This is a genomic window from Desulfomicrobium macestii, assembly GCF_014873765.1.
Lineage (GTDB): Bacteria > Desulfobacterota > Desulfovibrionia > Desulfovibrionales > Desulfomicrobiaceae > Desulfomicrobium > Desulfomicrobium macestii.
Genome location: NZ_JADBGG010000098.1, coordinates 1 through 1207 on the forward strand (window position 1 = coordinate 1; position 1207 = coordinate 1207).

A 1207-nucleotide genomic window follows, 5' to 3' on the forward strand; every position below is an offset into this window, starting at 1 on the left:
TGACCTGCCGGGAAACTTCGGACCACTCAATTCTTGAGAGTTTCCCCACGGTTCAGGTTTTTCCCATACTGCCGACAGAAATGTTCTGGCGTCATGTTGTTCAGGCTTGAATGCGGACGAATGGAGTTGTAGTGCCGCCTCCATTCCTCGATCACAACCCGCGCCTCGGACCGACACCGGAACCATTCCATCGACAGACACTCATCGCGAAATTTGCCGTTAAAACTCTCGTTCAAACCGTTCTGCCATGGCTTCCCAGGCTCAATCAGCGCCAGATCCAGAGACTCCTGAGCCGCCCATCTGAGCAGCGCCTTCGACACGAACTCCGGTCCGTTGTCAGAACGCAGGCTCAGAGGGGCTCCACGTTCGCTGATCAGGCGGGACAGCACCTCGATCACCCGGCCCGATCTGATGCTGCCGGCAACGTCTATAGCCAGGCATTCCCGCGTGTATTCGTCCACCACAGTCAGGCATTTGATCTGCTGACCATTGGCGCAGGCGTCATAGACAAAGTCGTACGCCCACAGTTCGTTTGCTCCCATCGGCAGTTGCGGTCTCGGGCGGGACGCCGCCACTCGTTTCCGAGGCCGCTTCCTGGGCACCTGCAACCCGGCCTTGGACCACAGGCGGAACGCCTTGTCGGCGCCCATGACATGCCCCAGACGCTCCATGAACACGTTGATCCGACGATATCCAAAGCGCGGATACGTCGCAGCCAGGTCTGTCATAGCCGCCATCAGCGGCTTGTCCCGGGCTTCCAGCCGTGACTCGTAGTGGAGCGACGACCGGGAAGTGGATAACAGCGCACACGCCCTGCGTTGTGAAAGTCCGCGACTCCTGGCGTATGCCACCTGGAGGCGTCGGGCGGGTGCGCCTACCACTTTTTTGCGGCGATCTCCTTCATGACCTCGATTTCGAGGTCCCGTTCCGCAAGGATCTTCTTCAGTCGCGTGTTCTCTTGTTCCAGCAACCGCAGCCGCTTCACGTCATCGGCGGACATGCCGGCAAACCGCTGTCGCCACGTATAGATCGTCTGCTCGCTGATTCCATGCTTCTTGGCCACCTGGGCCACCGGACTGCGGTCAGCTTCGCGCAGGATGCCCACCATCTGCTCTTCGGAAAATCGTCCCTTTTTCATCAGTTCCCTCGTGGTTGAGGGGGAACCTATCTCAAGTTTCGACTGGTCTGAAAAGTGCCGGGCAGGTCA

General features: G+C 59.1%; 1 protein-coding gene. It reads right to left on the reverse strand.

From position 1 onward, the window contains the following. Positions 1-26 precede the first annotated feature (26 nt). Positions 27-1138 (reverse strand): IS3-like element ISDba1 family transposase gene (locus H4684_RS20505; RefSeq protein ID WP_092194752.1). Its coding sequence is split into 2 segments (ribosomal slippage): positions 27-889 and positions 889-1138, totalling 1113 coding nucleotides; the frame shifts between segments, so codons are not numbered across the junction. Positions 1139-1207 lie beyond the last annotated feature (69 nt).